Origin of the sequence: Haladaptatus halobius, assembly GCF_020618475.1 — an archaeon.
Classification (GTDB): Archaea; Halobacteriota; Halobacteria; order Halobacteriales; family Haladaptataceae; genus Haladaptatus; species Haladaptatus halobius.
Window position 1 is genome coordinate 755,458 of sequence record NZ_CP085335.1, and the last position, 24,407, is coordinate 779,864.

Here is a 24,407-nt window from a genome sequence, read left to right on the forward strand (position 1 = left end):
CAGAGCTAAAGGAGAGTCGGTAGTGAACTCTCTATGACCGTTGCCGCCACTCCGATCACTATATGAGTAGTTTTGAGGAGAGTCCTATGCATTGGGAGCGCCGGTCTCAACTTCTGGGATATAAAAATCCCCGTGTATGCGACGAAGTAGACCCTTCGGCGTTTCGTTCGAACTATCGCACGCAGACGCCCCGGAACACCCCGTCTCGGGGTGTCCGGGTCACACAGGTGGTGACACTGATGACCGACGATCTGATACAACGCATCGAAGCCGCGACGGAAAAGTCAGACGAAGAACTCGAACGCGAACTTCCGGGACTGCTCGACGAGATAGACGGGCAGGAGCGGGAACTCGTCCGCGAGCATCCGGTGACGTTCGGTCGCGTCGTCGACCGGATGAAGACGCTCGACACCGCGGAGTTCGTCTCGGAGAACCCGGAGACGGCGGATCAGTTCCAGGAGCTACTCTGGGCCGGCGTCGAGGTGCTCGTCGAGCAACAGCCGGAGGTACAGGAACAGATAAACGACGACATCACCGTGAACTTCTCGGCGACTGACTGCCAGATGGATGGCCACCTCGAAGTGGACAAGGACGCGCAGATGATGCGTGGCGGTGCCGGGACGCTGGACGACCCGATGCTCGAGATCACCGGCCCGGCCGACACGCTCGTCGGACTGGTCACGGGGAACGTCGACCCGATACAGGGGTTCATGCAACAGAAGTACGAGATGGACGGTCCGGTCAACAAGGGGACGCGCCTCGCACCGGTCATCAACTCCGTCTCCGATAACATCCCGAGCTAATGCAGTTGACAGACAAACAGCGGGCGTTCCGCGAGAATCTCCGTCGGTATCTGGACGAGAACGTCGAACCGGTCGTCGACGAGCAAGACCAGGAACCGTTCACCAGAGCGGAACTGCTGGAGTACGTCGACGACCTCCGCGAACTCGGCATCGGGTTCGATCCCGAGACCGCGGAGTCGTACTTCGGCGACCTGCGGCGATACACCATCTGCTCCGAGGAGATGAGCCGCGTCTGGCCGAGCCTCAACGTCGCGCTGAACATGTCGTTTCCGTCGCTGTTCGCCCAGTTTGCGAGCGACGCCACGCGGGACGCGATGCGCTCGAAGCTGAATGCGGGCGAGTGTATCGGCTGTCTCGCGGTGACCGAACCGGAAGGCGGGAGCGACACCGCCCGTCCCCGGACGACGGCGCGAAAGGAGGGCGACGAGTTCGTCATTAACGGGCAGAAGACGTGGGTCGGAAACGCCCAGATCGCCGACGTGGCGCTCGTCGTCGCCCACGACGAGAGCACCGATTCGCAGGACATGTTCCTCGTCGACCAGGAGATCGCGCCGTTCGAGACTGAGGGCATCAGCAAACTGGGCTGGAAGGCGGTGCCGAACGGTCACATCTACTTGGACGAAGTGCGCGTCCCGGTGGACAACCGCCTCTCCACGATGTTCGAGAACGCCATTCTGGAGGGCAAGGATATCTCGGACATCGTTCCGTTCCCCGATAGCGTCACGCAGTTGTTTCTCGACCAGAAGCCGCTCAACGCGACGTTCTCGTTCATGCGAACCGGGATGGCGTTCATGGCGGTCGGCATCATGCAGGCCGCGTTCGACGAGTCGCTGGCGTACGCGAAAGACCGCGAGACGTTCGGCGAGCCCATCGGCCAACACCAGTTGATCCAGGAGAAGCTCTACGACATCAAGTGCGCCCTCGAATCCTCGCGGTGTCTCGCCCACCGCGTCGTCGAACTGCTCGAAGAGGGCAGCTCGGACGCGCGCATGATGTCGTCGCTGGCGAAAGGGTACGCCTGCGAGAAGTCGGTCGAAGCGACCTCGGACGCCATCCAAGTCCACGGCGCGGAAGGGCTGAAGACCGATAACCGCCTCGAACGCTACTACCGCGACGCGCGGACGATGCCCATTCCCGACGGGACGACGGAGATCCAGAAGCTCATCGTCGGTAAGGAACTGACGGGGATGGCCGCCTATTGACGGAGTAGTTGGCGACACCCCGCAACTCTTCTGCGAAAAAGTGAATCGACGAACTATGTGAACTTCTCTCGCGCGAACCTCGCGTCTATCGACGCGGCGAGCGACGTGAGCCGCTGTGCAGAGTCCGAATACTGCAGTATCTTCTGCATGTCGCCGTCGAGTTCGAACTTCCCGCTCATCAGCCCTTGGATGATGTCAGTGTCGCCGCGGAGCAACGCCTCCCAGTCCTCGTTGTGAGCGGTGAGGTGGAAGCCGTTATCGACGGCGTCCGGGCCGGTTATCAGATCCGACCCCGTACACCGACCGTCCTCCAGTCCGAGGTACGCGTACCCTGTGTAGCCGTTTTCCGTCTCTGTCAAGTACTGGTCGAGTTCGTCCTGTAGGTACTCCGGCATCGCCGCGACGTCGAGGTCGTCGACCGGCATGTCGGTCATCTCAAACACGATGTCGCCGTCGAACCCGACGCCCCACCCTTCGCTCATCTCGTTGTACTCGTCGTCGTCGTTGATTGTCTTCTCGTACCGGGAGAACCACGCTTGACTGGGGAAGTACAACGGCTCTGGATAGTCATTATCTACCATGCGAATTCGTTTGGATACTCGCGTAGCGAGGAGAATCAAAATTCTCCGCCGTATCGACGGCGCTTTATTATGCCGGCGACGCCGGTTTGGAGACCGTTTCGGTCGATGTGTCGGTCGCCGGTAGTCGAACGTTCTAGCAGTGGAACCATCCGTGCACGGTACGCTCTCGCACGGGAGATACCACCGAAAAACTGCACAAGCCGAGATTAGAGTCTTGTGTTTCGGTTGGTCGTGACCCTCTGTCTGAGCCTCGCGGTCACCGCACTTCTCGGCACCGAAGCCGGTCTCAGTCTCTTCGTCGCCGTCGTCGGTCTCCACGTCGCCGCGCAGATATCGGCGGCGACCCGCTGGAACTCCATCTCACCCTCGTTCGCGAGCGGTGAGGCCGCCGAACTGTCGGCGGTCGTCGGACGAGTCGTACGAGGGCTTAACCTCCCCGTGTCGAACGTCGTCATCGAGAATTCGTCGGTTCCGAACGCCTACACCGTCGGCGTCCTCCTGAACTGAAGTCGGCTCGTCGTGACCCGAAGGTTGTATTCGCCTCCGCAATTCAACGCTAAATGAGCAAAATCCCTCGATTTCCGACTAATTCACCGTGGTGATGGTGACTTCGTCGGTGGTTTTCGCGCCCTTGTCGTCGGTCACTTGCAAGATGACGCGGTAGCTTCCGCACTTGTTCAGCGTCATCTTCGCCGTCTTCCCGTCGGTTTCGAACGAGCCGTCGCCGTCCAAGTCCCACATGTACTCCACGATTTCGCTGTCGCCGTCCTCGGATTTGGACGCGTCGAGCGTGACGGCCTGGCCCTTTTCGAGCGACCCGTCGCTCACGTTGCTCGGCGTCGTCCGAATCCGCGCGACGGGAGGTTCGTTCTTCTCGTCGCCGGAGCCGGTGTCATCGTTTCCACTGTCTCCACCATCTCCGCCTTTGTTTCCTTCGTCGCCATCCCCGCCATCGCTACCCTCGTCGCCGTCTCCGCCGTCGCCCGACGTCGCCAGTAGCTCCTCTTCGACGAGTTGCTGGGCGAGTTTCGTGTGCCACTGCACGCGCTTGTCGAGCGACGTATCCTGCGAGGTCACCTCCGCGAGGTAGGCGCGCGCACCGAGGTCTCGGGCCGCCTTGTGGGTGAACAGGTCGTTCGGTTCGTTCGAGGTCGGGGAGAACGCGTCAGTGGAGAACTCGTACCCGTCGCGGGAGACGTAGTTCTCGTTCAGGTAGTCTGCGGTCGTCTTGGCCTCGCTGGACGCCGCTTCTTCCCAGCTGTAGAAGATCGCCTGTCCGACGCCGCCGACCATGTCGCCGTCGTAGATGCCGACCGATTCGTGGAGGTCGGCGACCATGTCGGGCTGGTACTCCTCGACGACGCCCCAGATGGCGCGGGCGAGGTCCGTCTCCGGCGCTTCGCCCGTGGGGAACTGTCGGTTCAGATCGCCGTCGCCGTCGGACGTCCGCGAATCTTCCTCGACGGCTTCGGCGTTCACCCTCGGGATCGTCACGAGCGTCCCGCGCTTGATGTCCCACTGGGCGATCTTCTCCGCGGCTCTGTATCCAGCCTCCTCGTTCCCGTGCATTCCGCCGACGATGAGCGCCGTCGGCCCGGATTGATCCGCCTTCGTCACGTGCACTTTCGTCGCTTTGTTGGTTCCGCTCATGAGGATGAACGACTCCCTCGAAAGCGACGACGTGTCGCTCTCACCGCTCGTCTGTACTGCGCCAAGTCCGAGTAATCCTGCGGTTCCGGCTGCCGTCAAGAACGTGCGTCGTGTTGTCATTGCTGCTCAGTTGGTCGTTGAAGCGCGGCGTTATGTTTTTTCGGGTTTCGTCCAAAAATAGACGGCTTTCACACATAATAATGCAGAAATGTCGGTCGTATTATTGAGAATATAATTATATTTCCATTTTCATATGATTTGTGGAACTGGAAAACGGTCAGAACGGTCGAACGGAATCTCGAGGAAGCATCCGGATTGCGGTTACCCGAACGGTTAACCTTCGTTCGAACTCGCATCACGCATGCACGTTTCGCTCGACGACCTCGAAACGCTGGTCGAAGCGCCCGGTGCGCCCGGAAACGAGTACGCCGTCGCGGATCGGTTCGCCGAACTAATAGAACCGCACGTGGACGACGTCTCCTTCGACGCGATGGGGAACGTCGTCGCCACGAGCGAGGGGAGCGACTTCGAAATTGCGCTCGCGGCCCACACCGACGAACTGGGATTTCTCGTCGACAGCGTGGACGAAGACGGCTTCATCCGGTTCCGAATGCTGGGCGGTCACTACAAGGGAAATCTGTCCGGTCAGCGGGTTCGCGTCGGGCCCGACGGTGTCCTCGGCGTCGTCGGGCCGCGGTGTCGCCACTACATGAGCGACGAGGAAAAGGAATCCCTGCCGAAGAACCTCCGCATCGACATCGGTGCCGCTTCACCCGAAGAGGTGGCGGCGTTGAACGTCGAACCCGGCGACTACGCGACGTGGGACTGCGGCGTCTCTGAACTCTCCAACGACCGCGTCGCGGGGCGGGCGCTGGACGACCGCATCGCGCTGGCGGTGCTGCTCGCCGTCGCGCGCGAGGAGGACGCGGATGCCACGGTTCACTACGTCGCCACCGTGCAGGAGGAGGTCGGTCTCCGCGGGGCGCGGGCGGCGGGACACAACATCGACCCGGACGTCGGCATCGCAATCGAAATCTTTCCGGTGGACGACTACCCCGCCGGGAGGAGCGATGGCGTGAACGCGACGCTGGACGGCGGCCCCGTCGTCGAGTTCGCCGACGGCACCTCGGAGTACCTCTTCGGCGGCGTCATCGTCGACAGGCAGACCAGAACGTGGCTCCGCGACGCGGCGGAGGCGGCGGGCGTTTCGGTTCAACACGACGTGATGCTCTCCGGTTCGACCGACGCGACCGAACTCCAGCAGGTGCGGGGCGGTCGCCACGCCGGAGCAATCGCGGTGCCCTGTCGCTACTCGCACTCGCCGGTCGAGACGCTCTCGATGCGCGACGCGGAGGAGACCGCGGAGGTACTGCTTTCGGCGCTCGGACGGGAGTTCCCGGGTCGGGACGAGATTCGACGGCCGCGGTGAGCGTCGGTCGACCGACGCTCACTCGGTCTCCGCCGCGACCTCGTGGAGCGGGTTCGGAACCGTCCCGTGCTCGGAGGCGTGCGGGCGACCGTCGGCGTCCTCGTAGCCGTACTCCAGCAGTCGGTTCCGGTTCAGACAGAGTTTCGTGAACTCGGGGCGGAGCAGGTCGAACAGTTCGAAGCGGTCTTCGAGTTCGGGGAATCGGGACTGGTAGTCGAGCACCGCCTCCCGCACCTGCATCCAGAACCGCTCTTCCGGGTAGTCCGAGTGCCTCGCCAGCGTATCCGCGACGTACCGGAAGACGCAGACGAACAGCCCGGAGAAGACGAACTGGCAGAGTCCCTCCGGCGGTTCCGCGCGGAGGACGGCCCGGAGTTCGTCCGGAAGCGATTCGAGTTCCGGAAGCGGTCGGTCGCTGACGTTCACGTCGTCCACGAAGTCCTTCACTGCGAGGCGGTGCGGTTGTCCCTCTTTCAGCACGAGGATGGCGTTCTGACCGTGCGGGGAGAACACCGTCCCGTAGCGATAGAGGTAGTGAAGCAGCGGCGGGAGTACCGTCGCGAATAGTTCGTCCAGCCACCCTTCCATCGTCAACCCCGACCGTTCCGCGAGCGATTCGAGGAACGGGGTTCCGTCCTCCTCGTGCATCAGTGCCGACAGCGTGACGGCTCGCTCGTCGTCGTCGAGGAAGGTGTAGATGCTCTCGCGCCAGACGCAGCCGAGCAGTTCGTCGTACTGGTAGGCCGAACCGTCGAGTTCGGCGAAGTCCGGGTGGTCGTAGTTCACCCCCGCGATTTCGCCGGGGAGGACGAGGTCGCACTCCTCGCGCAGGAACTCGTCGTCATCGCGGATACGCTTTACGTACTCCGTGACGACAGGGGCGACTTCCGTGCGCTCGCCCGGCAGGCCGCGGTAGACGAGCGTGTTGAGGATGCGCATCGGCACCTTGACGTGGTGGCGCTCCTCCTCGTCCACGTTCACGAACGTCCGTATCGACTGCTGGGGGAGGTACTCGTCCGGCCCGTCCCCGAGCGGAACGATGTTCCCCGACGCGATCTCGTCCGCGAACAGTTGGACGATGCTATCGTTCCACTGCCACTCGTGCACCGGGAGGAAGTAGTAGCCGTCCGGGTCGAGTCCCCGCGAATCGAATTTCGCCCGGAACCGCTCGCGGTGCCGGCCGAGTTCGCTTTCGACCAGCGAGTCGTGGTCGAGTCCGGAGACGGCGCTGAACGTCGCCCGGTCACGGGAGACGGCGACCCACACCAGTTTCGTCGTCTCCTTTCTCTCCGGCGCGTAGTCGAGGTAGTCGTCGTAGCCGAAGCCGAGGCGACCCTTGTTGTACGTTATCCACGGGTGGCCGGTCATCTCACCTTCGAGTTCGGCGTAGTCGAGCGCCGTCGGGTCGAACGCCTCTCGCTCGCGCGCTCTGGCTTCGACGTGCGCGTCGGCGAGCATCGTGTTCCGATACTCCCGAATCAGATGGCCCGCCGTCATGTCGGAGACGCCGACGGTCTCCTGCGCGTCGAGGAGGAACCGGACGGGGTCAGTCGCCGGTTCCCAGTCACCCGTCCCCCGACGCGCTATTGATTCGGGGCGGACGCTGAGCCAGTCGAACAGTCGCTCCTCGGCCTCGAACCGATACTCGACGCCGTCGGTCAGTCCGAGGTGATAGTGTCCGTCCTCCGTTTGCTCGGGAGCGACGAGTTCCTCGTAGCTGAACTCCGCCAGCATCTTCGCCAGCAGTCGCCGGCCGACTGTCGCCCAGATTTCTGGCGTCAGTGCGTTCCGCAGTCGTTCGTACTCGATTCCGTCGTCCGCGTCGGTGGTGAGTTCCTGCATGGTCAGTCCTCCTGTAACGGGGTGGCGTTTCGCAATCGCTCGCTGTCGGGCGCGTTCGAGACGAACCGCTCGACCGAGAAGTCCTGGAAGACGGTGTCCTCGTCTATCGGATACACTTCCTCCCCGACCAGTGATTCAATGATGGTCGCGTTTCGATAACAGCCCAATCCGAGGTCGGGCGTCCCGACGCCGTGGGCGTGGAGTCCGGCGTTCTGGACGAACACCCGACCGGACGCGTCGAACGCGACTTCGTAGTTCTCGTCGATGCGGAGTCGTCCCTTCGCGTCGCGGTCGATGTCGTCCTCGATACCGACGAGGAACTGCGGCGTCGGGCGGTGGTAACCGGTCGAGAGGACGACGACCTCGCTCTCGTGGGCGAACCGCTCGCCCTCCTGCCACTGCTCACAGGTCAGTCGGTAGCGGTCGCCGGTTCGCTCGATATCCTCGACCTCGGTCGTGGCGAGCATGCCGACCTCCGGGTCGGCGTCGCCGACGGAGCGCTCGTAGAGCAGGTCGAATATCTCCTCGCTGGTGCCCTCGTCGATGCCCTTGTACAGTAAGTCCTGTTCGGGCAGCACGTCGTCTTTCGTCGCCTGTGGTAGGTCGTGGAAGTACTGTGTGTACTCCGGCGTGAAGTGCTGAAGTCCCAGCTTCGAGTACTCCATCGGGAAGAAGCCCTCCGAGCGCGTGAACCAGTCCAGCCGATAGCCCGCCCCCGGTTGCGCCCGGAGCAGGTCGAGGAACACCTCGGCGGCGCTCTGGCCCGACCCGACGACCGTGACGGAATCGGCGTCGAGACAGCGTTCCCGGCGGTCGAGATACGACGCCGAGTGGAACACGTCCTCGTCCGGATGGCCCCGGAGCGATTCGGGGACGAACGGGACGCTTCCGACGCCGACGACCACGTCGTTCGCGCGGTACTCGAACGTCTCGCCGCCGTCGGGGTCGCGGGCAGTGACGCAGAAGACCCCCTCGCCGTCGTCGTACCGCACGTCGGTCACCTGCCGACTGAACCGCGTACTGTCCAGGTTCTCTGCAACCCACCGACAGTAGTCGTCGTACTCCCGGCGCGGAACCTGGAACGTCTCGTAGAAGTAGAACTCGTAGATGCGGTCGTGTTCGCGGAGGTAGTTCAGGTAGCTGTGCTCGCTGGTCGGGTCGGCGAGCGTCACGAGGTCGGCGAGGAACGGGACTTCGAGGGTCGCGTCCTCGATGAGCATCCCGCCGTGCCACTCGAACTCGGGTTTCTGCTCGAGAAACGCCGCCTCGCAGTCGGTGTCGTCCAGTAGCGCAGCGAGTCCGAGGTTGAACGGGCCGAGTCCGACGCCCACGACGTCGTACACATCTGCCTGCGTCTCGTCGGCTTGCGAACTGTCGGTCATCGACCCGTCACCTCCGACTCGAATCGCTCGCGCTCGCAGACCATCAGCAGGGCGTCCTTTTTGCCCATCGAAATCTCGCGTCGGGGTTCGAAGCCGCACTGCTCGAATACGTGGATGACCGTCTCGTTGCGAACGTCGGGTTCCGTCACTACCCGCTCCGTCTCGTCCTGACGGAACTGGAAGGCAGTCATCGCCCGGAGGAGCGGTTCCGCGTAGCCGTGTCCGAGAAACTCCGGGACCCCGATGAGCAGGTGGATGCCCTGGTCGGCGGGGTGGGCGTCGTAGTAATCCGCGAGGCCGTCGTCCGCCGCCCAGTAGGACTCCCAGTAGCTCATTGGTACGTGGTCGAGGTGGCCGACGTAGAGCGTCTGGTGGGCGTCGTCCAGCTTCTCGGCGAGCCTCGTCCGGAACTCGGGAAGCGGGTCGTCCCACTGCCAGTACGGGAGGACGTGCGGTTCGTTCAGCCAGCGGTGGAGGCGACCGAGGTCGCGCTCCATCGACGCCCGCCGGAACGATATCGTCTTCTCGATGGCGTCGTCGCGGGTCTGGTAATCGTAATTCGACGCCACAATTCCGGTCGGGCCGGTCATGCTCTCACCTCCAACTCCCGCACCAGGGGGTTGGGAATCTCCGTGTAGACGGACTGGTTTTCGAGCGACCCCGTCAGTTCGTCCATGCCGCGGAATCGCGTCAGCAAGTTCGCCTTGCAGGGGAGTCGCCGGTTGGAGAGGAGACTCGAAACCAGCGACGACTCCTCGCGGTCGAACTCACGGAGCGATTCGAGCTCCTCGCGGAGGATCGAAAGCAGGTCGCGTTCGTCTACGAGTCCGGCGGTTCCGAAGGCGTTGACGACGCCAAACGCGTTGTTCAGCACGACGTAGTACCGGATTCGCTCGTCCGCCACCGCGTCGGTGACCAACGTGTCCGCGCGCTCCGCGACGCCCGGCAACAGGTCGTCCACCTCCTCGTGCGTCGATTCAGTAAAGTAGTAGCCCTGATTGTCCCGATACCGGTACTCGGCGGGGTAGCCGTCGCGGAGCGTCAGGACGCCGTTCTGCTGGTGCGCTTCGAGACCGACGCCGTAGGTCAGGTACAGCCACAGCACGGGCCGAATCGAGACGGCGAGATACCGGCGGAACCAGTCCTCGCTCACGGCGGAGGTCGTCCTCCCTTCGCAGTCGGCGATTTCCTCGACGACGTTGGCGAGTCGCGAGTTGCCGCCGAACGCATGGTCTTGACAGAGACCGACGACGGGCGTCGCGTTTCGCGCGTCGTCGCCACGGAAGGGGTTCTCTCGCAGGACGACCTCGAACCCGGACTCCGGCTTCGACCCCGCTTCGACGGTCAGGTAGGCCGGGTCGCGCACGACGTCGAAGTCAGGGAAGCGCGACCGCAGTTCGGAGCCGAGGTCGGTGGCCAGCAGTTCGGTGATGGCGACGCCGCGCTCCAGTTCGGGGCGCTTGTTCGTCCGCTCCGAGTTGGTGATGTTTACCGCGAGCGACCCCTTCACCATTAACGACGATTCCGGGGAGTACAGCGTCCGAACCGACGATGTGGGGTGGAATTGACGCCCGCGACCGCCGAGGTAGCTGAGAGAACCATCCGCCAGCAGCGACTCGACGTGCGGCTGGTTCAACAGATGTTCGGCCTGCCACGGATGAACCGGAATCAGCGCATCACCGCTCTCGACGTGCTCCCGGCGGAACGACGCCGAAATCGCCGGGTCGTCGCGCAGTTCCGACTTCACCCACTCGGCGGCGCTCTCGTCCCGCGCCGAATCCTGTACGACGACGCCGGGGTCGGCCCGGAAGTAGTGCAGGGGGAACGAGCCGCGCAGCTCCGGGGCGTACGTCGGCGCGTCGCGCTCCGCGATTCCCTGCCGACTCTTCGGCGTCGGATGGAGGAGGTGGCCGAAGACGAGCGACTGCTCGGCGTCTACGAAGTCGAACTCGGTTCCGTAGAGCCGGTCGCCGTCGTCCGCGCGGGCAGCGACGAACCGCTCGGTGGCTCGCTCGCTCGAAAGGACGCGGCGAAGTAGCTCGTCGGCGACGTGGTCGCCCGCCCGTTCGAGCGACAGTTCCTTCGTGACGAGGCTCGCCAGCGTCGCGTAGTCAACGTCGTTCCAGTCGCCGCCCGCCCGGAACCGAACTGGGGGATCGAACAGGTGTCGCCCCGTCGGCGAGCGATACGACAGCGGCGCGAGCAGTTCAACGCCGACGGTTGACAGTTCGATGCGCATCGACTCGCCCGTCGACGCCGAGTCGTCCGGCACGATGTCGTAGTTCCCTGTCTCCCGGAGATAGGAGTTGAGGAACGCGTGGAGCGTCGCCGATTTGGCGGCGGCCGCCTCGTCGCTCATCGTCCCACCCCCGGCGAGATGGCGCGAAGGGAATCGCCGCGACGCTCTATCTTGTCCAGGATGGTCGCCGCGTCGGAGAGCGTCGTGCGCGGATTGAGCAGCGTGAACTTCAGCGCGCCGACGCCGTCGACCTCGGTGCGGGCGACGACGGCCTCGCCCTCTCGGAGCAAGGATTCGCGTACCGCCTCGTTCATCCAACCCACGTGCTCGTCCGTCGCGTCGAGGTCGTCCGGGCGGTAGCGGAAGACGACGGCGTTCAGCGTCGGCTCGGCGACCAACTCAAACGCCGAGTCGGTGGCGAGGAGGGACGCGACCTCCTCGGCGAGGTCGATGGTTCCGTCGATCAACTCCGCGAGGCCGCGCCGACCGAGCGCCCGAAAGGCGACGAACGGTTTCAGTGCGTCGAACCGTCTGGTCGTCTGCACCGACTTGGCGACGAGGTTCGGGGCGGAATCGTCCTCCGGGTTGAGGTACGAGGCGTTCTGCGCGACGAGTTCGTACCGCGAGCCGTCGCGCAGGAGGAACGCGCCGCAGCTTATCGGCTGGTAGAACAGCTTGTGGAAATCGACGGCGATGGAGTCCGCACGGTCGATGCCCGCGAGCAGGTCGGAGCGGCGGTCGCTGAGCGCCAGCGCGCCGCCGTACGCCGCGTCGACGTGGAACCACAGTCCGTGTTCCTCGGCGCGTTCGGCCAGTTCGTCGAGGGGGTCGATGCTCCCGAAGTCGGTCGTCCCTGCGGTGCCGACCAGCGCGAACGGGAGCAGTTCGCGCTCGTGCAGTTCCGCGAGCGTCCGGTCGAGCGCGTCGGGGTTCATCCGTCGGCTTTCGTCGGTTTCGACGGGTACGACCGCGTTCTCCCCGAGTCCGAGGTGGGACGCGGCCTGTTCGGCGGTGAAGTGGGCGTCCTCCGAACAGAGGAGTCGCAGCGCCTTTGCCCGGTGGGGCAGTCCCGAGCGCTGAACGTCGGTGCCGAATCGGTTCTGGGCGTACCAATCTCGGGCCAACAGTAACCCCATAAAGTTCGACTGCGTCCCGCCGCTCGTGAACACGCCGTCCCCGGCGTCGTCGTACCCGAACAGGTCGCAGAGTTCCTGGACCATTCGGGTTTCGAGCACCGTCGCCGCCGGACTCTGATCCCACGAATCCATCGACTGGTTCGTCGCCGTCAGCATCGCCTCCGCGGCGAGACTCGGCACCATTGGCGGACACTGGAGGTGGGCGACGCAGCGCGGGTCGGAGACCCCGACCGAGTGTCGCAGTATCGGCCCCGCCGCGTCGAGCGCCGCGTCCATCCCCTCGCCGTCCTCCGGAATCATCGCCGCGTCTTCGAGGCGCTCGCGGAGCGATTCGGGACTCTCGCCCGAGTAAGGCGTCGCGCTCTCGACGAAAGCGTCGAGCACCGCGTCCGTCGCTCGCTCCATCGCTGTTCGGTAGGCGTCCGCGCTCCCGTCGCCGCCGAGGAACAGCGATTCGGCCCGAGCGTCGAGCGAGCGCCGGAGTTCGGTCGCTTCGCTCATGTGGCGGTCACCTCGCGCGAGGTGACCGCCTCGCCGACCGCTTCGTGGAAGCGTTCCGCGATGGCGTCCACGTCGTCTTTCGTGACGACGAGCGGCGGGAGGAATCGGACGGTGCTGCTGTGTCGCCCGCCCAGTTCCACGACGAGACCGCGCTCGAAACACGCCGTCCGGATGGCCGACGCGCGGTCGGCGTCGGTGGGGTAGCTCCCGAGGTCGTCCGGCTCCGCCTTCGGGTCGACGATCTCGACGCCGAGCATCAGCCCGCGTCCGCGAACGTCGCCGACGCAGTCGAACGTCTCGGCGGTCGATTCGAGACGACTTCGCAGTCGGTCGCCCATCCTCGCGGCGCGATCGTCGAGGTCGTTTTCGACGATGTACTCGATGGTCGCGCGACCCGCCGCCATCGCCAGTTGGTCGCCGCGGAACGTTCCGGCGTGCGCGCCGGGCTCCCACACGTCGAGTTCCTCGTCGTAGACGACGACCGCCAGCGGCAGGCCGCCGCCGACCGCCTTCGAGAGCGTCACCGCGTCGGGGACGATGTCGGCGTGCTCGAAGGCGTACAGTTCGCCAGTGCGACCCAGTCCGGTCTGTATCTCGTCCACGACGAGTGGAACGTCGCGTTCGCTGGTCATCCGCCTAATCTCCCGCGTCCAGTCGTCGGGAGCGGGAATCGCGCCGCCCTCGCCCTGCACGAGTTCGAGCACCATCCCCGCCGGGTCGGTGATGCCGCTTTCCGGGTCGTCCAGGACGTGCTCGACGTACCGACTGGCGGTTCGGTGGCCGGATTCGCCGCCGATGCCGAACGGACAGCGGTAATCGTAGGGGTAGGGCAGGTGGTGCACGTCGGGCATCGTCCCCGGCACGTCCGCCTTCGGGTCGGCGTCGCCCATCAGACCCAGTGCACCATGGGTCATCCCGTGGTAGCCGCCCTGAAACGCGAGAACCGAGCGATTACCGGTCGCGGTCTTGACGAGCTTCAGTGCGGCTTCGACGGCGTCGGTTCCCGCGGGGCTACAGAACTGCACCCGCGCGGAGTCGGCGAACTCGTCGGGGAGGCTGTCGAACAGCGCGTCCACGAACCCGTCTTTCGTCGGCGTTGTGAGGTCGAGCGCGTGCAGTGGGCCGTTCGCCTCCAACACCTCCTCGATGGCCTGCACAACCACGGGATGGTTGTGTCCGAGCGCGAGGGTTCCCGCGCCCGCGAGGCAGTCGTAGTAGACGTTCCCGTCCGCATCCTCGACCTCGACTCCCTCCGCACGCCGAATCGCCATCGGGAGGTGGCGGGGGTAGGTTCGCGCGTTCGATTCGTGGCGGGCCTGCTTTTCTAGCAGGCGCTCGTTTTCGGTTCGGCTCACGGCGACACCTCCGTTGAGTCGCATCGCAGAGCCGCAGCTATTCGTCCGTTCTGTGGCTTGCATCGGCGCATCACAGGCTTTAGGCTAACCTAAAACGAGTAAAAGCTTGCGGTTTTTAGGCACGCCTAAATGATAACGGGACAATAGATTTCGGTTGATCGTCGGCTAATCCATCGGTATCGATTCGAGTTCGCAAGGGAAGTTCCGCGGAGCGATTCGTCGCGATATCGGCCCACCGACGAACCGGACGGGTCGGCTCCGTTCCCGAAGATTTACTTCGTAATATCTAGGAATTGTCATTAGATGGTCGTCCGACTCCTACAGTACGCCGACGTGGAGAACACGTACGATTCTCCCCAGCGAATTGGTCGACTCGCCGGCTGTATCAAAGAGTTGCGCGACGAGCGAACGCTCGTCTGTGGGGCCGGCGACGACACCGGCCCCGGCGTCCTCTCGCTCGTCACCGAGGGGAGACAGTCGCTCCCGTTCTTCGACACCGTCTCGCCCACCTTCGAGACGTTCGGCAACCACGACTTCGACCACGGGTTCGACGCGATCCGCGAGATAGTTCGGAGATCGCCGCAACGATGGATCGCCGCGAACGTCGAACGAAACGGAGCGCAGTTCGCCGCGGATGACACCGCCCCGACCGCGCTGGTCGAACGCGGCGGCCACCGAGTTGGATTCGTCGGCGTGACCGCTCCCGAAACGCCGGATATCAATCCCGCCGCGGAGGAAATGACGGTTCTCGACCCGAAGCCGGTCGTCCGCGAGGCGACGGCGAGCCTCCGCGACTGGGGTGCCGACTACGTCGTCGTCGTCTCGCACTGCGGCGACGACACCGAACTCGCGGAACTCGACGTCGACGTGGTTCTCGGCGGTCACGAGCACGAGGAGCGAATCGAGCACGTAGACGGAACGCTTCTCACTCGACCGGGCGACCTCGGATGAACCCTGCTCGAAGTGGAACTCGGCGAAGGACGCCCGACCCCGACGCACCACGACACCGGAGATGCGACGCCCGACACGGACGTGGTCGCCGCCCTCCGAGACCTGATGGACGAAACCGGCCTGACCGAGGTGGTCGGGTCACTCGACGAACCGATACTTCGACACGACCGCACCCGGAAAGCCGGCGAGAGTCGCCTCGGTAATCTCGTCGTCGACGCTCACCGCTGGCGCGCCGACGCCGACGTCGCCCTCTCGCTCGGAGGAATCCGTCCGGGCGACCCATTAGAAGGTGCCGTCACGGCCGCCCACCTCGTCGGGGTGATGCCCTACGGCAACGACCTCCTCGTGGTCGAACTCCCGGGCGAGCGTCTCGCTGAAGCGTTCAGGAAACTTTCGCTGTCGTACCAGTTTCCCGACTCGCCGCGGTACATGTTCGGTCACGTCTCGGGCGCGACCGTGACGTGGGACGACCGCCACGATACGTTATCGGAGGCGACCGTCGACGATCGACCACTCGACTGCGAGAGGCGGTACGAAGTCGCCGTCTCGGAGTACTTCGTGGAAGCGGACAACCTTTTCACGGCGTTCGACCGCGACGCCGCGATTCGAACCTGCGGAACCGTCCCGACGCGCTGGTCGAGTACGCCCGCGAGCGCGGACTCACCCCGACCGTCGACGGCCGCATCCGACGACCGCACTTTGACCCGCCGACGGTTCGCTGATATCGATACTCGTCGGAGAATTCGGCGGCGTTCCGGCGTGCCCCGGTCAGCACACGAAGACCTGACCGACAGTTCGACGTAGAGACCGTAGTAGGTTCCGTCCCGTTCGAGATACGCGTGCCTATCCTCGGCCTGTCGTTCCGCGCGTTCGGCGACGCGGTCGACGAACCGGTGGAACACGTCGGAGGGGTCGCACGTCCCGTATCCGCCTTCTTCGACGACGGTTCGGAGGATCGATTTCTCGGCGGACGAGAGCGTCGAAAGCGGGATGGGTGCGTACTCGCCGCCGAGTTCGGAACGAACTCGCTCGACTCTAACGACGCTGTCGTGCATCCCGTCGTGCGTCTCCCCGCAGTCGATCGAGCGCTCCCAGTCGGTCAACGACGAGTCGTTATCGCCGGTCTTCTCGCTCTCTCCGGGTCGCTCGCGTTTCGTCTTTTCGGACGTGCTACCCGGAGTCGACCGGCCGAGACAACCGCCAACCGCGAAAACGGAGGGGAGACCGGCGACGAACGCGCGACGGTTCATACCGGTCGTACTCGCCGTTCGCTCCTAATAGTTCGGAAGGCTGAAAGAACCGTTTGACCGTTCGACTACTCCAGCGCGCTTCCGGCCCGAATCACGCGCTCCTCGCTGAACTTCGGCCCGATGAACTGCACGCCGACCGGGAGGCCGTCGGTGTCGCCCGCCGGAACCGAGATGGCGGGGAGGTCGGCGAGGTTCACTGGGACGGTGTTGGCGTCCGCGAGGTACATCTGGAGCGGGTCGTCCAGACTCTCGCCGAGTTCGAACGGCGGCGTTGGCATGGTCGGGCTGGCGAGCACGTCCACGTCCTCGAAGGCGGCGTCGAAGTCCTGCTTGACCCACGCCCGAGCGTCCTGTGCTTTCTTATAATACTTGTCGTGGTAACCCGCCGAGAGCGCGTAGGTTCCGAGTAAGATTCGTCGTTTTACCTCGTCGCCGAAGGCCTCCTCGCGGGCTTCCGAGAATACTTCGTTCCAGTTGCCGTCGAACCCGCCGGAGTGGCCGTAGCGCACGCCGTCGTAGCGCGCGAGGTTCGAGGACGCCTCGGACATGGCGATGACGTAGTAGGCTTCGACCGCGTGCTCGACCGAGGGGAGCGAGACCTCATGTACCGTCGCACCCTCTGATTCGAGGGCGTCCATCGCGGCCCGGAACCGTTCGACGACGCCCTCGTCGGCACCCTCCACCAGTTCGGTGGGGATGCCCACGTCGAGTTCGGCCACGTCGCCGTTCGCCGCGCCTGCGTAGTCAGCGCCCGCACCCTCGTCCCTGGTCGTGGAGTCGTGCTCGTCCGGCCCGGCGATAACGTCGAGTAGTTCGGCGGTCTCCTCGACCGTCGGGGCAATCGGGCCGACCTGTTCGAGGCTGTTTGCGTACGCGACCAGTCCGTACCGCGAGACGAGACCGTAGGTTGGCTTGATGCCGACGACGCCGCAGAAGGCGGCGGGACAGCGAATCGAGCCGCCCGTGTCGGTGCCGAGCGCGAGGTTCGCTTCGTCCGCCGCGACCGCCGCGGCGCTGCCGCCCGAAGAACCGCCCGGAACGCGCCCCTCGGCGACGGGATTTTCGGTCGGGCCGAAGGCAGACGTTTCGGTGGTCGTGCCCATGCCGAACTCGTCCATGTTCGCCTTGCCGACGATGGTCGCGCCCGCATCTTTCAGCTTCGTGACGACGGTGGCGTCGTATGGCGGAACGTAGTCGTCGAGCATCGAGGAGCCGCAGGTCGTTCGAACACCCTCGGTACTGATGTTGTCCTTGACGGCGACCGTCTTCCCGGCGAGTGGGCCGTCTCCCTCGCCGTCGATGGTCTCCTCGGTGATGAACGCGTTGTGGTTCATGAGACGTTCGGCCCCTTGAAGTAGCCTTCTTCGGACTCCGGGGCGTTCTTCAGCGCTTCTTCCTGTTCGAGACCGTCGCGCACTTCGTCCTCGCGCATGACGTTCACGAGGTCGGATTCGCGTTCGATTTCGGGCACCTCGTCCAGCGTCTCGAAATAGCCGAGGATGTCCGCGAACTGCTCGGCGAATCGCTTGGCTTCCGCGTCGGCGATGCCGACGCGGGCCAACCGTGCGATGTACCGAACTTCGTCGGGGCCGGGAGGCGTATCGCTCATGTGTTGACGAACCCGCGGACGAGCGGTAAGGGTTTCGATACGCTACCTCACCGGTCGCCGATCTTTATAAAGTGGGCTAGCACCTGAGTCGTGCACACGTTTCGAATACTGCATTCTTCCCGAGAAGGGTCGGATGAATCCGTATTTTAGCGACTGAGAAAATCGGCCAATCATCCACTGGACTTAAGTAGATGGAAGTGCTACATGATATGTCTATCGATTACTTCGAATCTCGGTCTATCGACCAACTTCTGAGTGCCATATACGCGACTAACACACGTACCCGACCGGACGCAAAAACCGAACACAGCACGCGCCCATGACTGATACACGCACCCGAACGAACGACGAAACTGAGACCAGCGACGAGCGAACGGAAGAGCGAGCCGACGAGCGACAGCGTTGCCCTGAATGCGGTGGCCCGCTCGTGACCGATGAGGAGCGAGGGGAGCGAGTGTGCGCCGACTGCGGACTGGTCGTCGAAGAGGACGCCGTCGACCGCGGTCCGGAGTGGCGCGCCTTCGACGCGGCCGAACGCGAACAGAAGTCCCGCGTCGGTGCGCCGACGACGACGATGATGCACGACAAGGGACTGTCGACCAACATCGACTGGCGCGACAAGGACGCCTACGGGAACTCGCTGGGGTCGCGCCAGCGCGAGAAGATGCAGCGCCTGCGGAAGTGGAATGAGCGGTTCCGCACGCGCGACTCGAAAGAGCGCAACTTGAAACAGGCGCTGGGCGAGATCGACCGGATGGCGAGCGCGCTCGGCCTGCCGGACAACGTCCGCGAGATGGCCAGCGTCATCTACCGCCGGGCGCTCGACGAGAACCTCCTCCCAGGACGCTCCATCGAGGGCGTTGCGACCGGGGCGCTCTACGCCGCCGCCCGACAGGCGCGAACGCCGCGCAGTCTGGACGAACTCACCGCCGTCTCGCGCGTCGAGAAGGACGAGATAGCCCGCACTTACCGATACGTCGCCCGCGAACTCGGCCTCGAAATCGAACCGGCCGACCCGAAGAGCTACGTCCCGCGGTTCGCCTCGGAACTCGACCTCTCGGACGAGACCGAGCGCCGCGCCCGGTCGTTGCTCGATTCGGCGATCAAACAGGGGCTCCACAGCGGCAAATCGCCGGTCGGTCTGGCCGCCGCCGCGGTCTACGCCGCCGCCCTCCTCACGAACGAGAAGGTGACCCAGAGCGAGGTGAGCGAGGTGGCGAGCATCAGCGAGGTCACCATCCGCAACCGCTACCACGAACTGCTCGACGCCGAAGAGGGAACCGTCGCGCCGTAGCGACCGTCCCGCTTTTTCCACGTCGCGAGAAGACCACTTCGACGCGACCTCGACGCGGCGTAAATCCGATACCGCGCACCGACTCCAAACCCCTTATTCCGACACCGCGTCCGACTCCGCTCGTAACACCGTTTCTAGAAGCTTCGCCTCGCCTTTTTGGAGGTGTTCGGAGCGCTGCCCAGTCGTTCGGCCACGTCCTCGTGCGTGGCTCTCCGCGGGTGGTCGTAGTACCCGAGTTCGAGAGCGGCCAGTACGGCCTCGCGCTGGCGTTCGCTGAGCGTCGAAACGGGCGACTCCCGACCGACGTCGGACTCGCCGACGGCGTGGATATCGACGTCGACGCTCGGCGGGAGGTCGGCGACCACGGACTGGAGGACGGATGCGGTTCCGACGATGCACGCGTGTACTCGTCCGTCCCGGTAGACGATGGCCGTCCCGGTAGACGATGGGCTTGACGACGACGAGATCCAGCCTGGTCAACACCGGAAAAACGGCTCGCATCAGCGGTATCTCCGAGACTCGAAATCGAACGAGCAAGTAGAAGCGGTCGTCCGTAATCCGACTGATGACGGCGTCGATGACGCCCGAAACGTCGGCCAGGCCGCCCCGAATCCGTTCGACGTCGCCGTCGATCTCGAACAGGATGGTCGCGGAGTCGCTGTCGGCCAGATTCCAGTCACACAGGCGCGTCTCGGTCACGTGCGAGCCCCCGGCCCACAACGAAAAGACGCGGGGTACTCGTTCCGGTTCCGGCGTCCCCGTCAGCCGGAGATATTTCATACGGTGAGGGTGTCGAGGCGTCGGTATAAACCCCCCGGCTATACCCGTCAGAAGGAGTATCGGAGATTCGCTCTTTTGTTTTCGTATGGAAGCAGACGAAGCGCGTTCGATACGCATCGACGGCCTCAGGCGCGAATTCGGGGCCATCACCGCGCTCGACGGGGTGACCCTCGACATCGAGGAGCCACAGATAGTCGGCGTCGCCGGTCCGAACGGGTCGGGAAAGACGACGCTCATTCGCACCTTGCTCGGAACCCTCCTACCCACTTCCGGGTCGGTCGAGGTCAACGGCATCGACCCGCTGTCGTTCACAGGGACTGATCGCGCGCGACTCGGCTACATGCCCCAGAACGAGACGGTGTATCCGGATCTCATGGTTCGAGAGAACGTCACCTTCTTCGCCCGACTCTACGGCGTCGAGAACGTGGCGGACGCGGTCGACCGAGTGCTCGGATTCGTCGACCTCTCCGGTCGCCGAAACTCGCTCGTCGGCGACCTCTCGGGCGGGATGGGTTCGACGGACGAATCTCGCCTGCGCGGTCGTCCATCGACCGAACCTGCTGTTTCTGGACGAACTGACGGTCGGTCTCGACCCGCAACTCCGGGCGTCCATGTGGGAGGGATTTCGGGAACGGCGCGACCGCGGTACCCTCATCGTCGTCTCGACTCACTACCTCGGCGAAGCGCGGCACTGCGACCGCGTCCTCTTCCTGCGCGACGGTCGGGTGCTCGCGTTCGACGCACCTGAATCGTTTCTCGAAGCGACCGGAACCAAAACGCTGGACGACGCGTTTCTCGCGCTTCTCGACCGCAACGCCGCGAACGAATCCGTCGGCGAAGACCAAGAGTCCGCGGGCGAGGAGGTGGCGTCGTGAACGGCGCGGTCACGGTTTCGCGCCGCCTTCTGCTGGCGCTCAGGAGCGACCGACGAACCTTCGGTCTCGTGCTCGTCGTGCCCGCGTTCATCATCTACCTGCTCAGCGAAGCCTTCCCTCGTCCGGAACCCGTCGCGCCGATACTGCTCGCCGTCTTCGTCTTCTTCCTCACGTACCTCCTCACCGCCGTCGGCTTTCTCCGCGAACAGACCGCCGGAACCTTGGAATGCATCCTCGTCTCGCCGATTTCGAGGGGTGAACTCGTCCTCGGGTACGTCGTCGGATTCGGTCTCCTCGCCGCCGTCCAGTCGGTCGTACTGCTGGGTGCCAGCGTCTACTTCCTCGACGTGGAGTTCGCCCACGGCGTCGGTCTCTTTTTCCTCCTCTCCCTGTTCGCCGAGAACGAGTTTCAAGCCCTCCAGTTCATCCCGGTGGTCATCGCGCCGCAGGTCATCCTCGGCGGGACGTTCAGACCGGTCGAGGAACTCCCGATATTTCTCGAACTTCCCGCGCGAGCGATGCCCATCACCTACCTTGTCGACGAAATGGAGTACGTCGTCATCGACCGCGGAAGCGTCGAAGATGCGTGGCTGGCGATGGGCGTCCTCGCCGTCCTGACGACCCTTTCGATAGCGACCGCGGCCGTGGCAGTTCGACGAGCGGATTGAACCCGCGGTTCACCCGCTAGACCGTAAGCAGCAAGTACCGCCTTCCCGCCGTTCCACCATGGAGACGACGCGACACTTCACGGCGACGACGTACGTCGTCCACGACGGCGACTGTCTGCTCCACCAACACGACCGACTCGGCATGTGGCTCCCTCCGGGCGGTCACCTCGACCGCGACGAACTTCCCCGCGAGGCCGCCCTGCGGGAACTCCGCGAGGAGACGGGGTTGGACGCGACCCTCCTCGAACCGGAGACGGACGTGTCCGCCAAATTCGGGCGGGAACTCTCGCCCGCCGAGCGCACCATGCTCTACGACATCGATACCGCGGACGGTGAGGTAGCCCACCAGCACGTCGACTTCGTCTACTACGCCGAAGCGTCGAACCGAACTCTCTCGCCTGACGACGGCGAGGCGAAGGCCGGCGAGTGGCGGTGGTTCTCCCCCGACGAACTGCGCGACCGGGGCGGGCTGACCGAGGAGGTCACGACGCTCGGAATCGAGGCCATCGAGCGCGTCGAATCCGCTCGACCCGGTGATTAAGCGGTGTATAATAAGGTCGATTCGGTGGATGGCCGACTCCATGAGCATCATCGACCGGCTACAACAGCGGCTCGGCGGCGACAACGACGACGAACCGCGACCGACCTACGTCTGCACTGGTTGCGGGAAGGCGTTCGACGCGGAGCGCGAACTCTGTCCCGACTGCGGGGGCGAGAACGTCATAACGCCGCGACACTGACAGAATTCATACCTGTCGATATATGATATTTGATTATTACCTCGATGGTATTTCGGCAAAATCCGAATTTGCGCCTGAAATAGCGTTCTACGGGGGTTTACCAGGTGTATAATAATGGGGATTCTCCGTGTCGAACGATTCAGAGATGAGATTTGTCAGGAGGATGGGTCTGGACTTTGGGAGCCCGGGCCCGGCACGATTCGAGTGTAAGGGCTGTGGGACGCCGTACGAACTCGACCGACAGGTGTGTACGGAGTGTGGCGGCTGTTGTATCGGTTACCGCGATTCGTGGCTCGAACGAGAACTAGGAGAGCGGGCGTCGCGGCCACGAACGTACTGAGTCACTCTCCCGCGGGGCGAGTCACTCCAACCGCGAGCGAACGTACTTCGTCACGTGGTCGTCCATCCGGCGCTTGTACCCGGCCTGCCGTGCGAGACGGTCGAGTTCTCGTGCTACGAGACTCCCGTACTGAACCGCTTTCTTCCGCCGCGTCGCCACATCGTCGGGGACGAACCGCCGGGCCACCTCCCTGAGCGCCCACTTTCGTACCCCTTTGTCGGAGACGAGCATGCGTCCGGACAGTCGAAGCGCGGTCACAACTACTCGGTCGTCCAGCAGTGGCGCGACGGGGTCGACGCCCGCGGCCCGAAGTGCGAGCACGTCCCGGGGCAACTGCTCGGGGAGGGTTCGAATCGTCTCGCGGACCGCGCCTCGCACCGTCTCGGCCTCGACGCGATGATCCGCGCGGGCGACCTTCTCGTAGCCGCCGAACAGTTCGTCCGCGCCCTGTCCGACCGCGAGCCGGTCGTACCCGTCCGCCTGCGCTCGCTCGGCGGTCAGGTACAGCGGGAGCGCGATCTGCACGTCCATCGCGTTCGTGCGTCCGATGGCGCGGGCCACCTCGGGGACGGCGCGTTCGATATCGTCGTGGGCGAGTTCGACCACCCGAACCTCGCGGCTCATTCGTTCCACCGCGGTTCGGGCGGCCTCCACGTCGTGGCTATCGGGAAATCCCGCGACGTACAGCGGGCAGTCGAAGGCGCTGGCGACGACCGCCGAATCGACGCCCCCCGAGAACGCCACCGCGAGGTCGGCGTCGGAGACGTCTTTCAGACTCGCGTCGATGGCGTCGCCGACCGCCGATACCGCTTCCGCCTCGTCCGCGAAGACGGACGGGCCGGGAAGCCGCCAGAGTCGTTCATCCCCGTCTCGCGTCCGGGCGTGGCCCGCCGGAACCGGGTCGGGGCCGTCCAAGTCGGTCGGGTCGAAACTCCACGCCGTCGGGTCGGTCGATTCGGAGAAGAGCGGGTAGCGTCCGAGCACGTCCCGAACGAGTCGGCCGTCAAGTTCGCCGGCGAACCCTCGCGTGCCCGGAAGCGGGTTACCCCCATCGATAGCTCGGCGAACGAGGTTCGGGTCTGCGCCCCGCATCAGCCGAAGAACTGCGCGACGCGGCTGACAACTCTGCGTTTCGCGCCGCCCGCGGCTTGGCGGAAGCTGATGCGCCACGGCGTTCGTTTCCCCTGCACTTCGGTTCGCCCCTCCGCGATGGCGTCGAGGATGGCCTGCACGTCGGGTGCGGCGTCGATTCTCGTCACGGCCTGTCCGACCATCTCGCTGATGTGGGCGTCGCTTCCCGCCGTCATCGGAATCCTATGTCTGCGGGCGAACGCCTTCGCCCGGCGATTACCCCGTCCGGTCAGCAGGCGCGAGTTGTACACTTCGATGGCGTCCGCCTTGATGAGTTCTGCGCGGTCGATGTTTGCGACGACGCCGCTTCGGGACTTTTGGAAAGGGTGTGGAACGACGGCGACGCCGCCCTGTTCCCTGATTCGGTCGAGCGTCTCGCCGAACGACAACCCCGGCGGAACGCGCTCTCGGACGCCGATTCCGAGGACGTGTCCGGCGCGCGTCGTGATCTCCATGCTCGGAATGCCGACCAGTCCGTAGTCGGGTGCGCGTTCCGCGACTTCGAGGCTCGCCTCGATCTGGTCGTGGTCGGTGACGGCGATGGCGTCGAGACCGACCGCTTTCGCCTGTTCCAAGATGAGGCCAACCGGGTCGCGGCCGTCGTGCGAGAGCGCGGAGTGACAGTGCAACTCGACCGAAAGCACGACCG

The 24,407-nt window shown here is 64.5% G+C and carries 27 protein-coding genes; 14 read left to right on the forward strand and 13 right to left on the reverse strand.

Annotated elements, in window-relative coordinates; all coding sequences use genetic code 11:
• Positions 1-239 precede the first annotated feature (239 nt).
• Complete coding sequence (locus tag LIW51_RS04250; protein WP_227375977.1) at positions 240-803, forward strand: SCP2 sterol-binding domain-containing protein; 564 nt, start codon at positions 240-242, stop codon at positions 801-803.
• Entirely contained in the window at positions 803-2,005 is a 1,203-nt protein-coding gene (locus LIW51_RS04255; RefSeq protein ID WP_227375978.1) for an acyl-CoA dehydrogenase family protein, read from the forward strand. The genes LIW51_RS04250 and LIW51_RS04255 overlap by 1 nt, the downstream gene beginning before the upstream one ends.
• Positions 2,006-2,058: 53 nt before the next feature.
• On the opposite strand, the gene LIW51_RS04260 is transcribed toward LIW51_RS04255, so the two are convergent.
• The gene (locus LIW51_RS04260) at positions 2,059-2,586 is read right to left on the reverse strand and encodes an SCP2 sterol-binding domain-containing protein (protein WP_227375979.1); all 528 of its coding nucleotides are present in this window, start codon (positions 2,584-2,586) and stop codon (positions 2,059-2,061) included.
• A 216-nt stretch (positions 2,587-2,802) separates the two neighbouring features.
• Between LIW51_RS04260 and LIW51_RS04265 the strand changes: the two genes are divergently transcribed.
• Complete coding sequence (locus LIW51_RS04265; RefSeq protein WP_227375980.1) at positions 2,803-3,093, forward strand: hypothetical protein; 291 nt, start codon at positions 2,803-2,805, stop codon at positions 3,091-3,093.
• Positions 3,094-3,171: 78 nt separating this feature from the next.
• On the opposite strand, the gene LIW51_RS04270 is transcribed toward LIW51_RS04265, so the two are convergent.
• Positions 3,172-4,356, reverse strand: coding sequence for a PKD domain-containing protein (locus LIW51_RS04270; RefSeq protein ID WP_227375981.1), 1,185 nt, complete (start codon positions 4,354-4,356; stop codon positions 3,172-3,174).
• A 241-nt stretch (positions 4,357-4,597) separates the two neighbouring features.
• Here LIW51_RS04270 and LIW51_RS04275 point away from each other — a divergent pair, with 241 nt between their 5' ends.
• Positions 4,598-5,665, forward strand: coding sequence for a M42 family metallopeptidase (locus LIW51_RS04275; RefSeq protein WP_227375982.1), 1,068 nt, complete (start codon positions 4,598-4,600; stop codon positions 5,663-5,665).
• A gap of 18 nt (positions 5,666-5,683) precedes the next feature.
• Here LIW51_RS04275 and LIW51_RS04280 read toward each other — a convergent pair whose 3' ends face one another.
• From LIW51_RS04280 to LIW51_RS04305, 6 genes are read right to left on the reverse strand one after another with little or no spacing between them, the layout of a single operon-like run.
• Positions 5,684-7,507, reverse strand: a complete 1,824-nt coding sequence (locus LIW51_RS04280) for an IucA/IucC family protein (protein WP_227375983.1) — start codon at positions 7,505-7,507, stop codon at positions 5,684-5,686.
• A 2-nt stretch (positions 7,508-7,509) separates the two neighbouring features.
• Positions 7,510-8,889 carry a lysine N(6)-hydroxylase/L-ornithine N(5)-oxygenase family protein gene (locus tag LIW51_RS04285; RefSeq protein ID WP_227375984.1) on the reverse strand — a complete coding sequence of 460 codons (1,380 nt, stop codon included), beginning with the start codon at positions 8,887-8,889 and terminating at the stop codon, positions 7,510-7,512.
• On the reverse strand, positions 8,886-9,479 hold the full coding sequence (locus LIW51_RS04290; RefSeq protein ID WP_227375985.1) for a GNAT family N-acetyltransferase: 594 nt from the start codon (positions 9,477-9,479) through the stop codon (positions 8,886-8,888). The genes LIW51_RS04285 and LIW51_RS04290 overlap by 4 nt, the downstream gene beginning before the upstream one ends.
• Positions 9,476-11,248, reverse strand: a complete 1,773-nt coding sequence (locus LIW51_RS04295) for an IucA/IucC family protein (RefSeq protein WP_227375986.1) — start codon at positions 11,246-11,248, stop codon at positions 9,476-9,478. Before LIW51_RS04295 ends, LIW51_RS04290 begins: the two co-directional genes overlap by 4 nt.
• The gene (locus tag LIW51_RS04300; RefSeq protein ID WP_227375987.1) at positions 11,245-12,765 is read right to left on the reverse strand and encodes a pyridoxal phosphate-dependent decarboxylase family protein; all 1,521 of its coding nucleotides are present in this window, start codon (positions 12,763-12,765) and stop codon (positions 11,245-11,247) included. Before LIW51_RS04300 ends, LIW51_RS04295 begins: the two co-directional genes overlap by 4 nt.
• Positions 12,762-14,144: a diaminobutyrate--2-oxoglutarate transaminase gene (locus LIW51_RS04305; protein ID WP_227375988.1), complete on the reverse strand. Its 1,383-nt coding sequence runs from the start codon at positions 14,142-14,144 to the stop codon at positions 12,762-12,764. The genes LIW51_RS04300 and LIW51_RS04305 overlap by 4 nt, the downstream gene beginning before the upstream one ends.
• Positions 14,145-14,423: 279 nt before the next feature.
• On the opposite strand from LIW51_RS04305, the gene LIW51_RS04310 reads away from it, so the two are divergent.
• Genes LIW51_RS04310 through LIW51_RS04320 form a run of 3 tightly spaced genes read left to right on the forward strand, consistent with a single transcriptional unit; the run spans position 14,424 to position 16,378 of the window.
• On the forward strand, positions 14,424-15,071 hold the full coding sequence (locus tag LIW51_RS04310; protein WP_227375989.1) for a metallophosphatase: 648 nt from the start codon (positions 14,424-14,426) through the stop codon (positions 15,069-15,071).
• Between the two features lie 12 nt (positions 15,072-15,083).
• A complete protein-coding gene (locus LIW51_RS04315) occupies positions 15,084-15,875 on the forward strand; it encodes a 5'-nucleotidase C-terminal domain-containing protein (protein WP_227375990.1) in 792 nt (263 codons plus the stop codon).
• A 35-nt stretch (positions 15,876-15,910) separates the two neighbouring features.
• Positions 15,911-16,378 (forward strand): hypothetical protein, encoded by a 468-nt coding sequence (locus LIW51_RS04320; RefSeq protein ID WP_227375991.1) that lies wholly within the window; start codon positions 15,911-15,913, stop codon positions 16,376-16,378.
• An 8-nt stretch (positions 16,379-16,386) separates the two neighbouring features.
• Here the strand turns inward: LIW51_RS04320 and gatA are convergent, their stop codons facing one another.
• Positions 16,387-17,655 carry an Asp-tRNA(Asn)/Glu-tRNA(Gln) amidotransferase subunit GatA gene (gatA, locus tag LIW51_RS04325; RefSeq protein WP_227375992.1) on the reverse strand — a complete coding sequence of 423 codons (1,269 nt, stop codon included), beginning with the start codon at positions 17,653-17,655 and terminating at the stop codon, positions 16,387-16,389.
• Complete coding sequence (gene gatC / locus LIW51_RS04330; protein WP_227375993.1) at positions 17,652-17,930, reverse strand: Asp-tRNA(Asn)/Glu-tRNA(Gln) amidotransferase subunit GatC; 279 nt, start codon at positions 17,928-17,930, stop codon at positions 17,652-17,654. Before gatC ends, gatA begins: the two co-directional genes overlap by 4 nt.
• A 319-nt stretch (positions 17,931-18,249) precedes the next feature.
• On the opposite strand from gatC, the gene LIW51_RS04335 reads away from it, so the two are divergent.
• Positions 18,250-19,224 carry a transcription initiation factor IIB gene (locus tag LIW51_RS04335; protein WP_227375994.1) on the forward strand — a complete coding sequence of 325 codons (975 nt, stop codon included), beginning with the start codon at positions 18,250-18,252 and terminating at the stop codon, positions 19,222-19,224.
• 93 nt (positions 19,225-19,317) lie between these two features.
• Here the strand turns inward: LIW51_RS04335 and LIW51_RS39855 are convergent, their stop codons facing one another.
• A complete protein-coding gene (locus LIW51_RS39855) occupies positions 19,318-20,004 on the reverse strand; it encodes a hypothetical protein (RefSeq protein WP_255767136.1) in 687 nt (228 codons plus the stop codon).
• Between the two features lie 85 nt (positions 20,005-20,089).
• On the opposite strand from LIW51_RS39855, the gene LIW51_RS04345 reads away from it, so the two are divergent.
• From LIW51_RS04345 to LIW51_RS04370, 6 genes are all read left to right on the forward strand, one after another.
• On the forward strand, positions 20,090-20,752 hold the full coding sequence (locus tag LIW51_RS04345) for an ATP-binding cassette domain-containing protein (RefSeq protein WP_227375996.1): 663 nt from the start codon (positions 20,090-20,092) through the stop codon (positions 20,750-20,752).
• Positions 20,730-20,879, forward strand: coding sequence for a hypothetical protein (locus tag LIW51_RS04350; protein WP_227375997.1), 150 nt, complete (start codon positions 20,730-20,732; stop codon positions 20,877-20,879). The genes LIW51_RS04345 and LIW51_RS04350 overlap by 23 nt, the downstream gene beginning before the upstream one ends.
• Positions 20,876-21,547 carry an ABC transporter permease gene (locus LIW51_RS04355; RefSeq protein WP_227375998.1) on the forward strand — a complete coding sequence of 224 codons (672 nt, stop codon included), beginning with the start codon at positions 20,876-20,878 and terminating at the stop codon, positions 21,545-21,547. Before LIW51_RS04350 ends, LIW51_RS04355 begins: the two co-directional genes overlap by 4 nt.
• 58 nt (positions 21,548-21,605) lie before the next feature.
• The gene (locus tag LIW51_RS04360) at positions 21,606-22,088 is read left to right on the forward strand and encodes an NUDIX hydrolase (RefSeq protein WP_227375999.1); all 483 of its coding nucleotides are present in this window, start codon (positions 21,606-21,608) and stop codon (positions 22,086-22,088) included.
• 40 nt (positions 22,089-22,128) lie between these two features.
• Positions 22,129-22,287, forward strand: a complete 159-nt coding sequence (locus tag LIW51_RS04365; RefSeq protein WP_227376000.1) for an SIR2 family protein — start codon at positions 22,129-22,131, stop codon at positions 22,285-22,287.
• A 127-nt stretch (positions 22,288-22,414) separates the two neighbouring features.
• Positions 22,415-22,627, forward strand: a complete 213-nt coding sequence (locus LIW51_RS04370) for a hypothetical protein (protein ID WP_227376001.1) — start codon at positions 22,415-22,417, stop codon at positions 22,625-22,627.
• A 21-nt stretch (positions 22,628-22,648) separates the two neighbouring features.
• Here LIW51_RS04370 and LIW51_RS04375 read toward each other — a convergent pair whose 3' ends face one another.
• Positions 22,649-23,719, reverse strand: a complete 1,071-nt coding sequence (locus LIW51_RS04375; RefSeq protein ID WP_227376002.1) for an asparagine synthase C-terminal domain-containing protein — start codon at positions 23,717-23,719, stop codon at positions 22,649-22,651.
• Entirely contained in the window at positions 23,719-24,402 is a 684-nt protein-coding gene (locus LIW51_RS04380; protein ID WP_227376003.1) for a PHP domain-containing protein, read from the reverse strand. The genes LIW51_RS04375 and LIW51_RS04380 overlap by 1 nt, the downstream gene beginning before the upstream one ends.
• Positions 24,403-24,407 lie beyond the last annotated feature (5 nt).